At 68.5% G+C, this 11564-nt stretch carries 8 protein-coding genes; all 8 read right to left on the bottom strand.

From position 1 onward, the window contains the following. Positions 1-14: 14 nt before the first annotated feature. Positions 15-308 (bottom strand): type VII secretion system protein EsxG, encoded by a 294-nt coding sequence (gene esxG / locus G6N67_RS07355; protein ID WP_036433303.1) that lies wholly within the window; start codon positions 306-308, stop codon positions 15-17. Positions 309-360: 52 nt separating this feature from the next. After that, positions 361-1923, bottom strand: a complete 1563-nt coding sequence (locus G6N67_RS07360) for a PPE family protein (protein WP_036433300.1) — start codon at positions 1921-1923, stop codon at positions 361-363. 2 nt (positions 1924-1925) lie between these two features. Next, the gene (locus G6N67_RS07365) at positions 1926-2237 is read right to left on the bottom strand and encodes a PE family protein (protein ID WP_036433298.1); all 312 of its coding nucleotides are present in this window, start codon (positions 2235-2237) and stop codon (positions 1926-1928) included. Then, positions 2237-6193, bottom strand: a complete 3957-nt coding sequence (locus tag G6N67_RS07370; protein WP_036433296.1) for a type VII secretion protein EccC — start codon at positions 6191-6193, stop codon at positions 2237-2239. The genes G6N67_RS07365 and G6N67_RS07370 overlap by 1 nt, the downstream gene beginning before the upstream one ends. A 28-nt stretch (positions 6194-6221) precedes the next feature. Further along, positions 6222-7769, bottom strand: coding sequence for a type VII secretion protein EccB (eccB, locus tag G6N67_RS07375; RefSeq protein ID WP_036433293.1), 1548 nt, complete (start codon positions 7767-7769; stop codon positions 6222-6224). Next, complete coding sequence (eccA, locus tag G6N67_RS07380) at positions 7766-9535, bottom strand: type VII secretion AAA-ATPase EccA (protein WP_036433291.1); 1770 nt, start codon at positions 9533-9535, stop codon at positions 7766-7768. Before eccA ends, eccB begins: the two co-directional genes overlap by 4 nt. A 186-nt stretch (positions 9536-9721) precedes the next feature. After that, complete coding sequence (locus tag G6N67_RS07385) at positions 9722-10615, bottom strand: class I SAM-dependent methyltransferase (protein ID WP_036433289.1); 894 nt, start codon at positions 10613-10615, stop codon at positions 9722-9724. A gap of 30 nt (positions 10616-10645) precedes the next feature. Next, positions 10646-11548 (bottom strand): oxygenase MpaB family protein, encoded by a 903-nt coding sequence (locus tag G6N67_RS07390; RefSeq protein ID WP_036435695.1) that lies wholly within the window; start codon positions 11546-11548, stop codon positions 10646-10648. Between the last annotated feature and the right edge of the window lie 16 nt (positions 11549-11564).

The following is an 11564-nucleotide window of genomic DNA, read 5'->3' on the forward strand; positions in this document are numbered from 1 at the left end:
TCGGTCGTCGGATATCAGATCGCGGTGTAGCTGCTGGCCGCGGCGGCGTCCTGAGCCACGTAGCTGCTGGCTGCGTCACCGAGGTTGAGCTGCGCGATGTCAAGCAGCGCATTGACTTTCGCCGACACCTCGACGAATCGGGCGTGCGCGGCCTGGAACGCGGCCGAGGCCTCACCCTGATGGAACGCCTGCGACGACATCGCAGCCTGCTCGGCCTGCGCGTTGGTGGACCGCATCAGCGCCGCCTTGGCGCCGAACGTCGCCTCCGACGCGACCAGCTGCGGGATATGGGCATCCAACAAACTCATGAACCTTCTCCTTTTCGATCGACAACAAAAACCTTGTGGGAGTGCGGAATGTTCAGGTGCGCGGACCCCCTTCATCCCCGTCGGGGCGGTCGGCGGGATCCCAGGTTCCCGGCAGCATCGGCACCACCGGACCGTCCTGCAGGCCTTCGTTACCCAACGTGGCCAGGCCGGCGGCGGTCGTATCCGACTTGCCCGCGGTACCGGTGAAGCCCATGGGCCCGGCGCCGCGTTCCGATGCGCTCACGCGCGGCTGCGGGGCGGAATCCGAACCCGCATCGGGATCTTCGTAATCCATGTACGCGTCGGCGTAGCTGTAGTCCTGCAGTTCCGCGGAGCGCTTGCGGCGCCGCTTGCGCCGCTCGGCCACCGACGCGGCCACGCCGGACGCCGCCGCGGGAATCCCCGAAGCCGGTGCCGACGCACTCGTCTTGTCTCGCACGGTCGGGCTGAAGCCCTCCTCCGGGCCGCCGCCCGCCACCGCGTACATCAGCAGCGGCGCCGCGGGGGCTGCCGGAACAGCCGGGCCGGCAGCGCTGGCCGCGGCGCCTCCCGACGTGGCCACGCCCGCAACGCCACCCGCGCCTCCGGGCACACCCGCCAGCGAGTAGATCGACGGTTGGTCGGCCCGCGGCGTGACCGCGTCCTGCGGTTCCTCGGCCGGTGCGGGTTCCTCGGCAGGCGGTTGCATCACGTGGTCGACCAGCAGCACCAATCCGGTGATGCCCAGCGCGGCCAGCGCCGGGATCAGGAACGGGGACGCGAGGATCATGCCCCACGTCGGCCACCCCACCAGGTTGAAGAACACCTGGTAGGCCACCGCGAACAGGAACGGCCACCACGTCACCAGTGCCTGACCGGGGTTGGTGAGGAAGTCGTTGATCAACTTCATCAGGTTGCCGAGCGGATCCTTGAGGAAGTCGATGATCTCCTGGCCGCCCGGGACGCCCTGCAGGTACTGCTCGAGCAGGTCGGAAAGCCAGTCGGAAATGTTGAGCGCCGACCCGGAATCGGTCGCCTGCGCCTGCGTGGTCAGCTGTTGCGCACTGGCCGAGGCGTTACCCGCCTCTCCCACACCGGGTTTGAGCAGGAACGGCGACGGGCTGCTCACCGGCACCGCGGCCACCGCCGCGCCGGAAACCGCCTGATACGTGCTCATCGATGTCGCGGCCTGAATCCACATCCGCACGTAGTCGGCCTCGTTGAGCGCGATCGGGATCGTGTTGATGCCGAAGAAGTTGGTCCCGACCAGCACGCCGTGCATCACGTGGTTGAGCGCCAGTTCGGGCAGCGTCGGCATCATCGCGAGCGCCGACGAATACGCGGCCGCCGCCGTCTCGTGCTGAACCGCGACCGCTGCGCTGTTCGCCGACTGCTGGGCCAGCCAGGCCAGATACGGCGAGTGGGCCGCGACGTACTGCTCGGCGCTCGGGCCCTCCCAGGATCCGGCCTGCACCGCACCCAGCACACTGGTCAATTCTGCGGCCGCAGCGGCGTATTCGGTGCTCAACGACTGCCAGGCCCCCGCGGCGGCCAGCAGCGGCCCGGGGCCAGGGCCGCTGGACAGCAGCGCCGAGTGCACTTCCGGGGGCAGGGCCATCCAGATGGGGGCAGTCATGCTCAGACGCCGCGCGCGATCAGGTACGACGAAGCCGCCATGGCGTCACCGGTGACGTAGCTCGCGCCGGACTCGCCGACACCGGCGCCGGAGCGCCCGAGCTCTTCGACGCCTTGGGCCGCAACCACATTGTGCTGCGCGCCGTGAGCGCTGAAGCCGGTCGCCGTCTGCAGCGACACCGCGTCGGCGGCCGGCGGTACGACCGCCGACACCACGGGAGCCGCCGCGGCGTGTGCCGCCGCCAGCCGGGCCGTCAACGCCTCCACCGCCGAACTGGCTGCGGTCAGACCCTCAGGTACCACACGAAGTGTCATCAGTATTCCTTCCTGCCGTTCTTCGCGGACAACGCCGTCTCGCCGGCGAGCGGGTTGACCAGTTGGACGAACTCGGGTGTGTCGCTGTCAGCCAGCAACATGCCTCGGCCTGCGGGGAATCGGACGAACCGATGCCCACGGATCTTGCCGCTGTCTGTCGGGTTGCCCGACAGCATCAGCGTCGTCGCCTGCAGATCGTTGAGGCGACGCAGGAGCGGCGCGGTCATCACCGCGTGCGCCGACCCGGTGGCCCGCGCGGTCACGATGACACGCAGCCCGAGGTCGGACGCCTCGGCCAGCAGGCCGATGATGTTGGTCCACGGCCGCTGTCCGGCGAACGGGCCGCTCATGGCCGGGCCGTCCGGGATCTGGTCGACGTCGTCGATGATCAGGTAGTGCGTGTGCCCCGTATAACCCCACGCGCTGAGTTCCTGCGGGCTCAATCCGGCCGGCGGACGGCGCTTTTCGATCAGCGCCGACAGCCCGAGCATGGCCGGTAGGACGCGATCGATGTTCGCGGTGTATTCGTTGTCGGGGAACAGGGGTTCGTCGACCAGGTGCAGACGCCGATCGATCACCGTGAACGCCACCTCGTCAGGCCGCGAGTTCTCGCGGATGGTCCTGATGATGTGCCGCAGCAGCGTGGTCTTGCCGGACTTCGCGTCACCGAACACCGTGAGCAGCGGGTTGTGGGTGAAGTCGACCGCCACCGGGGCCAGGTCTTCTTCGCGCTGACCGATGACCACCTGTTCGGGTGCCGGGTACAGCGGTGCGATCGCCGCGGGCGCCAGGTCGGTCGGCAGCAGCCGCACGGGCGGTGCGCTGATGCCGGGGTAGCGCGAGTTGATGACGGCGATGTCGCTCAGCGTGGGCGCGGCGAACAGGAAATGCTCGGCGGCCATGGTGAGGCCGCGGCCCGGCTGATCAGCGGGCACCGCTTCGGCGGGCCTGCGCAGCGCGCCGACCACGCGCACGATGCTGTCGTGCGCGTCGTGCAGCTTGAGTTCCAGCCGCAGGCCCAGGCCGTCACGCATGGCCAGCGGCACCTCAAGCCAGTTCGGCGTGGTGATGACGACGTGGATGCCGTAGGCCATACCGCTGTTGACCAGCTCGGTCACCTTGGCCAGCAACGGGTTACGCGTGTTGAAGGTGTCGGTGTTGTCGCGGCTGAACGCGTACAGGTTGTCGATCACCAGGAAAACGGCACCGTAGCCGTCGGCGTAACCGCCGCGACGGCTCACCGCACCCTGCTGCTGGCGCGCCCGCAGCAGCTGCTCGAGTTCACCGAAGGTGCGGCGGATGCGCTCGGGCTCCAGCGGCGTTGCGACGCTGCCGACATGCGCGAGGTCGCCGAGATCGGCGAGCTTTCCGCCGCCGTAGTCCAGGCAGTAGAACGTCACGTCGCGAGGTGAGTGCAGTGCTGCCGCCGACAGGATGAACGTCTGCAGCGCCGTTGACTTGCCGGACCGTGGCCCACCGTGGATGAGCACGTTCGCGGCAGCCGAGTTGGCGTCGAAGACCAGCGGATCCCGGCGCATCTCGAACGGCTTGTCGATTTCGCCGAGGGGCCAGCGCAATTGGCCAGCGTCGACGTCGGAGCGGGCCAGCAGGTCGGCGAGCGGGATCGTCTCGTCAAGCGGTGGCAGCCACAGCTTCGGAGCGCGCGGGCCGTAGGTGGCCAGCTGATCGCCGATCGTGGCGATCAGCTTGCGCGGCGGCAGTACCTCGACGTCCGCGCCGTTGGTCACGATGACGGTGTCGGGCTCAGGCTCGACCCGCGACGCGGTGAACAACTGCGGCTGCGGAAGTGCCCGCACCACAATCGATTTCTCGGCGCGTGGCGGATCGTAGATGCCGTCGACGTAAGTGCTGCGGAACTTGATCGGCACGGCACCCGGCGCGGGCACCAGGAAGCCTTCACCTTTGTGCTCGCGGCCGGACTCGATGTGGTACGCGTCCTCCACGCCGATGATCTGCCGCGAGATGCTGGGGCTCGCGACCTTCAGACCGATGCGGTACGACGTGTTCTTGTCGATGTCCTTGATCCGGCCCACGTCCAGCGTCTGCGACGCGAACAGGATGTGGATGCGGAACGAACGACCTTTACGCGCAACGTAATCGAACAGGTCGGCGTACTCGGGGTGATCAGCCAGCATGAGCGTGAACTCGTCGGCGACCACGAACAGCGTCGGCATGGGCGGCAGGTCGTGCCCGGCCGCGATCGCGGCTTCGTACTCGGTGACCGAGTTGAACGCGCTGCCCTGCACGCGGCGGCCGGCTTCCTTGAGCAGTTGCTCGCGCCGGGCCACCTCACCGCGCAGCGTGTCGGCGAACCGGTCGGCCAGCGACCGCTTCTCGGCCATGTTCGAGATGACCGCCACGACCTGCGGGAAGTTGCGGAAGATGTCGGCCCCGGCCTCGCCCTTGAAGTCCGCGTAGATCACGATGAGCCGGTCGGCGGAGTGGGTGGTCAAGAGCGACAACAGGATTGACATCAGGGTCTGCGACTTGCCGGAGCCCGTCATACCGATCATCAGTCCGTGCGGGCCCATGCCGCCCTCGGCCTCGTCCTTGAGATCGAAGTACAGCGGTTCGCCGGTGGCGGTGACGCCGATGGGTACCCGCAGTTCTTCGTCACGCGGACGCGGTGCCCACAGCCCGGCCACGTCCAGTGCCGAGGCGTCGGGAATGTCGAGCAGCGTGGTGAACGTCGCGCCGCCGGTCGAGGTCGACCGCACGTAACCGGGATTGGAATCCCAGCGGGACAGCCGGCGCGCGATATGCGCGGCTTCGGCGGCAGGCATGGCGTCGGCCCGGTCGACGTAGGGCTGCCACCCGCTGCTCTGCCAGCGCACGATGCGGCCGTCGGCGACCCGCAGGATGGGCCGCTCCGGATCCGGGTACTGGTCGCTGTCGGGCAGTTTGGTGGAGTGATGGATCACCGTCACCCCGGTCAGGCCGGGCCTGCGCGCGATGTCGTCGGGATCGGCGTCCGGGTCGTCGATGATCACCAGTAGGTGCTTGAGCGCGTGATCGGGCTCGGCCGGGAACGGCGGCCGGTCGGCGAGCACCGGGTCCAGCTTGTCGCGCAGCTCGGCCACCCCGGTGGTCAGATACCTGGCCGGACCGACACCGTCAGCTTCGCCTGAGACATCCACGTGCGGAAGCCATTTGAGCCACGACCAGTCGTCGGAATCGACGCCGGGCGACGCCAGCGCGACGCCGAGCATGGTCGGGTCGTGCCATGTGACGGCCTGAGCCACCCAGGAGCGCACGGCATCACGCACGTCGTCGGCTTCCCCGAGCACCGTGATGCGGGCGAGTTTGGTGACATCGATGCCGGTCGGAGCATCGCGCACGGTGCGCTGAACGTCGAGCAGACCGCGCAATGTGCTGTGCGAGACCGGCTCCAGGTCGATCTCGTCGACGGTGTCCTTGACCCGCAGGGCCGCATCGAGCGGCACGTCGTGCAGGCCGGCACGCAGTACCAGGAAGTCACGGTCCCGCGGATCGCGTTCCCACTGCCTGCGGGTGCCGGGCACGGTGGCGAGCACCTCGGGGTCGGGATGCGACCACTCCAGTGCCGCACGCTGTTCGGCCGCGTGGGCGCGGACGTTGTCGCGGACAACGGACAAGTAGCGCAGGTAGTCGGCGCGCTCGGCGTCGACCTCTTCGGTCCGCATCTTGTTGCTGTCCCCGCGGTACAGCGCGGTGGCGGCGAGCAGCATCACGAACGGGAAGAACAGGATGGTCGGCGAGATCAGCCGCATGCCGGTGGCCACCAGGGCCACGATGATGCCGACGATCAGGATCACGATCAGGTACGGCAGCACGCGGCGCAGCAGCGACGGCGGGATCACCCGGGGCAGCTCGGGCGGCGGCTCGATGGTGATCGTGCCCTTGCGGCTCGCGGGCGGCGCCAGCCGGCGCTGGTGCTCGAAGATCAGCCTGCTCATCGGGTTTGTCTCCTCTTCGCGCAGGCGCTCATCGGGTCGCCTCCATGCGCGCAGCATTCGAATCGGGCGACAGCGCGTCGTGCGCAACCAGAGCGTCGCCTCGGGACAAGGTCGGGCCTGCGGCGAACTGCGTCAGGATCGACCATGGAACCGGCACGGCCGGTGTGGTGAGGCCAAGCGCGGCAACGGCTTTGTCGTCACCCGCGGTGTCGATGCCGTACCGCACGCCGGTATCGCTCACCCAGAACAACGACCCTGCGGTCGGCGAACCGGGCTCGGCGCCCACGGTCTGCACGAAGTATCCGCTGCCGGGCGTCAGTGCCACCCGGTTGGCGGCACCGTCCCGGCCTGCGCCCACCAGATCCACGGTGCGCAGTCCGTCGGGCAGCGGCAGCGCGGCGCCGGACAGCACGGTCAGCGAACTCTCCGTGGCGTCAGCAGGTTTCGCCCACCGGGCACACGTGACCGGGTCGGCCGACGCCGATACGAGGGTGACCGGATCACTCGGGTAGACGGTGGTGTCGATGGCGCGCGAGACGGGCATCCGGGCCACTTCGTCGACGCCGAGCCGGGGCGGCTGATCCAGGCCGTAGGAGTTGGTGTTGCGCAGGATCGAGGCCAACACGGGTGACACCGGCTGCAGGCCGTCGACCAGAACCGCGTAGTAGCGAATGGTGTTGTCGGCCTCGTAGGCCGCGACCACCGAGCCGACCGGCACCGGGGTCGACAGCCCGTAGTGCGTCGGCGCCCCCGCTTCGGCGATGGCGGGTGCTGCCAGGGCCGGGGCCTCCGGGATGGCATTGAAGAGTCCGGCCGCGACCGGACGCGGTGCCGGGATCTCGCCGCGCAGGCCGAGCGCATCGGTCACCGCGAGATTGGCCAGGTCGATCGGGCTGCGCTTGCCGTCCCACAGCAGCCAGTCCCCCGGGTTCGGGCCGACGCTGTTGTGCACGAGCACAGCGTGATTCGGGGCCAGGGCGACCGCACGCTCGCCGCCGTCGGCGAGGGGACCGGCGATGACGGTGACGCCGGCGTTGCTGCCGGACACGCTGTCGCACACGGTCCAGTCGGCATCGCGCGACGCGCTCTGCACCATCCGTTCGGGCGCACCCGGGATGCCGAGCAGGTTGCCCCGTGGATACTTGTCAATCTCACTGGTTTTCACGCTGCTCGGGTTGTCCGGCGCACCGGTGATGAGCCGGGCCGAGGTGAGGTTGAGCACCGGGTGCAGTTGGTCGCCGACCCGCACGTACAGCGCCGCGGTCGAGCGGTCGGCGAGCACCTTGTCCTCGCCCGCCACCCCGCCGGGCCGGATGAACGAGAAGACGAAACAGCCGATGAGGCCGGTGATCACGATCAACGCGCCGGTGACCACCGCCCGGCTCTGCGAGCGCAGCGGGTCGACCAGCATGCGGGTGTCGTGCAGCGCAACGCCGGATGCGATGCGGCGCATGACAAATCGCCAGCCCGACACCTGGTGGCGCGTGACGAACCCGCGGCGGTAGACCACGCGGTCGGGGTTCTCGTTGTTCGGCGTGCGGGACGTGAAGGACCGCCGATCCTCGGGACTGGTCATGCGGGCACCGACAGACCCAGGCCACGCAGCAACGGGGCGGCCGAGTTACGCACGTCACCGGCGGTGATCGTCATCATCTCCTCGTCGGTGAAATCGTCGGATTCCATATGGTCCAGCCGGTATTCGCGCTCCTCCTCGGAACGCTCGACCAGGTTGCGGACGAAGCGGCCGTTGCCTGCGATGTCGAGGCTGCGCCGCTGGACGCCGTTGGCGTCGGGCATGGTGGCCTCCGCCAGGTAGCCGAACAGCCGCTCCATGTCGTCGTGCGCGGCCTTCTCGAACGTGCTGTCGCGCTTCTCGGCCATACGCTCGGCGATCTCGACGAGTTCGGACGACGAGTACGACGGGAAGTCGATGCTGCGCGTGAATCGGGAGCGCAGACCTTCGTTGGTGTCCAGGAACATGTCGAGGTCCTTGCGGTACCCGGCGACGATCACCACGAGCCGGTCGCGGTCGTTCTCCATACGGGCCAGCAGGGTGTCGATGGCCACGAGCCCGAAGTCGTTCTTGGCGCCCGTGGACACCAGCGCGTAGGCCTCGTCGAGGAACAGCACGCCGTCGAGCGCGCTGTCGATGATGGCGTTGGTCTTGGCTTCGGTCTCGCCGATGTGCTGGCCAATGAGGTCGGCGCGGTGCACCTCGCGGACCGTCTCCTTCTTGAGAAGCCCCAGGCCGCAATAGATCTTGGCGACGACGCGCGCGATCGTGGTCTTACCCGTACCGGGTGGGCCTGCGAACACCAGGTGGTTGGCGCGCTGCGCCACGGCCAGGCCACGTTCCTGGCGCCGGATCGACATCGCGACCGAGCTCTTGAGGCGGGCGACCTGGTACTTGACTTCCTCGAGGCCGATGAACTCGGCGAGTTCGGCCTCGGCCTCGATCAGCAGGTGCGCCTTGCGTTCCTTGGCCCCCGGATCGACGAACTCCGACTCGGACGGCTCGGTCCGCGGATCCCACGGGTCGGTCCTGGCGTCGATGCGCGCCGCGGTCGTGGTCAGCATCCCGAAGGTGGGATCGAGCAGCGCCTCTTCGGCCTGAGCGTTTTCCGGGTGTGCGGCGAAGAGATCCTGCAGGACGTCGTTGGCGTCCTCATCCTCACCCTGCCCGCGCAACGTGAGCGCCTTGGCCAGCGCGCCGTCGACGGCCGCCACCGCGATCGGTCCGGCGGGCTCCTCGAGGTAGGACAGCGCGGGCCCGAACATTCCGAGCCGGGCCAGCGAGATACCAAGCGTGATCCGCACGGCGTGCGAGGTGACCTCGTCGAGAGTTTCGTCGGTGACCACGGGGGTCAACAACCGGATGACGTCGGACCAGCGCTCGGCGCGGTAGTTGATCGCCACGCGCAGCCATTTCGCGTTGAGCCAGCCGGGCCTGCGTCCGAGTACCTCGGACACGAGCGCGTCGGCCTCGGCCAGCTCCCCGGCCTGGCAGCGGTGCGCCGCGTAGGCGAGCTGGAAGTCGTCGGGTTCGGTGGCCCGGAACTGCAGGTACAGCCCGGTGTCGTAGGTGAATCCGAGGTCGCCCGCCGCGAGGTCGATCTCGCGCTGCAGCCGCCCGGCACTCGCGACCGTCCGCCACACCGCGTCGATGACCTCAGGCGACACCTCACCCGCGGCCGCCAGACCGATCCACGCGTCGCACTGGTCGTGCGCGATGTGGGTCAGCCCAGCAAACCCGGACCTGGCTGCGGTCAGGTCGGCGGGGCGTTGCCGGTCGTTGACCGTCAGGCCGAGCGCGCGACAGCAAGTGGCAAAACGGCTGACCACATCACGGTCGAGCCGGGGTGCTCCCTGAGACGGAGCTGCGAGCGTGTCACTACCCATATTTGTGCGCGGCAGCGACTCTCGCCCCCGCCTTCTCCCTTATGTATGGCTAAGCTAACTTTTGCTGAAGTTAGCATTACATAAGTTCGCTGTCGAGATGCACCCGATGGGGTCAGAACGTGAACCGGGTCACGTCTTGTTGGCGGTCACCAGGCTGATACTGCTGGTCATCTGACCGGCCTCGCTGTCCGGCCCAGGCACCGGTCGCCCGACGTCTCGCAGATAGTCCTGCAGCGGTGTGGCCTCCGCGCGCCAGCCGCGCCGCGAAAACCACTCCTCCGCGGGCGCGTGCTGCTCGTTGTAGACGAGGGAAAAGAACGCGTTCTCGTCACCGGAGGCCCGCGCCTCGGCTCGCTTGGCCTCGACCACCTCGTGCGGCCACGGCACGGATTCCTCGACCGCCACGAAGCTGCCTGGCGCGGCGAGACCGTCGATGCCAGCGAACAATTGTTCCTGCGCCGTGGCGGGCAAATAGATGAGCAGCCCCTCGGCAATCCAGGCCGAGGGCTGCGCCGGGTCGAACCCGTTTGCTCGCAGCGCCCGGGGCCAGTCGTCGCGGAGGTCGATCGCGATCTCGCGACGCTCGGCCGTCGGCTCCTCTCCGAGCGACGCCACCACATCGCGTTTGAACTGCAGGACGCGGGGCTGGTCGAGTTCGTAGACAACCGTGCCATCGGCCCATGGCAACCGGTAGGCCCGCGAGTCCAGGCCCGCCGCCAGCAATACGATCTGACGCACACCGGCCTGCGCGACCCGGCGGAAATAGTCATCGAAGTACTTGGTCCTGGCCCCTTGGAAGTTCACGAAATGTTCGCCGAACTCGGTACGCAGCGGGTGCTCGGGGTCGGTGCCGTCGAGCGCGGCGGCCCACATGCCGCCCGCGGCGCGACAGAACTCCTCGGCATACCTGTCGACGGCAAGCGGTTCCGGTTTTCGCGCTTCCAAAGCCCTTGAGGCGGCGACGAATAACGCCGTCTGCCCCACGCTCGTAGTGATGTCCCAGCTGTCGTTGTCGGTACGCACGGGCGCGAGGGTACGCCCGAAAACTGACAACTAGACCAGCGGACGCCCCGTACGCACCCGCCAGTCCAGATCCTTGAGCAGCACGTTGAACGGGAACTGCCGCACCGGTGATGGCAGCAGGTTGTTGACGGTGCGCAGCACCGCGATGAGCCGGTCGAACCGGCGCTGCCGCACCTGATCCCACGGCAGCCGCATCTCGTCGCGGAACCGCTGGGGCAGGAATCCGGTGGTGATCAGGGCCGCGACGCTCTCCGGGATCCGTCGCAGCGGGCCGGGCAGTGCCATGCCGCGCATGCGCGCCACCGCGATCGGATACAGATATTCACGCACGGCGTCGTCGATGTGCACCAGGTCGAGCGACTCCTGCCAGTACTTGTCGAACGCGGCCCGGTCGGCCGGCCACATCTCCGGCGGCACCTGCAGCGTGGTGGCCAGGGTCATGCTCTCGCGGTAGTGCCGGTCGGCGGTTTCGTCGTCGACCTCGCCGATGAACATCCGCTGCACATCGACGGCACCCTTGTAGAGGCAGGCGGCCACCCACAGCTGCAGATCCTTGTCGAACGCGTGGTACGACACCGGGCTTTCCTCGGTCGAGTACACCTGCGCGTGGGCGCCGTTGACGGCCCTGCGAAACGCCGCTTTCTGCTGGTCCGAGCCCCTGGTGGCGACGGCGAGGTAGGTGAAGGTGGTCCTGGCGCGCTTGATCGGATGCCGGTCGACGCGACCGCTCTCGACCCGGCTCTCCATCACGCCGTACCCGACACCGGGGCGCGCCAGCTGCATGATCACGTTGGCGGGCCCCGCCAGCAGGGCGACCCCCATCAGACCGTCGGCGATGCCGGCCGCCCGCGAACGACGCCGCACCGCGGCGCCCGGTCGTGCCGTATCGCTCATGGCCCGCTCAACGTGTGGGATCGATTCCCTGACCGCCATGGTCACACCCCTTGTC

The organism is Mycolicibacterium mageritense, assembly GCF_010727475.1.
Taxonomy (GTDB): Bacteria; Actinomycetota; Actinomycetes; order Mycobacteriales; family Mycobacteriaceae; genus Mycobacterium; species Mycobacterium mageritense.